Source organism: Aquabacterium parvum (genome assembly GCF_001447195.1).
Classification (GTDB): Bacteria; Pseudomonadota; Gammaproteobacteria; order Burkholderiales; family Burkholderiaceae_C; genus Aquabacterium; species Aquabacterium parvum.
Window position 1 is genome coordinate 1 of record NZ_LFRI01000334.1, and the last position, 273, is coordinate 273.

Annotated in this window: 1 protein-coding gene; it reads left to right on the plus strand. The window is 64.5% G+C overall.

What is annotated here, in order from left to right; translation table 11 throughout:
- Positions 1–31: 31 nt before the first annotated feature.
- Positions 32–273 (plus strand): hypothetical protein (locus ABG80_RS11435; protein WP_152987597.1); only part of this gene is annotated, 242 nt, incomplete at its 3' end.

Here is a 273-nt window from a genome sequence, read left to right on the forward strand (position 1 = left end):
GTTCCGGTGCCCTGGATCAAGGGAGCCTGTGATGCTCACGCTGACCGGCACCATTCGAGCAGTCACCACCCTGGGTGGTGGCGTCAACAAGAAGACCGGCGAGGTGATCCCCACCCGCCCGGTTCTCCAGATCGAGTGCCTCGATAACCGTGGCCTCGTTCAACTCTTCACCCTCACAGTTCCGGACACCAAGCCTTTCGAGGGCCGAGTGGGTGAGCAGGTGTCCGTGCCGGTGCGTGCGTGGGCTCCTGGCGCGTCGGTGAGCCTCGCCTA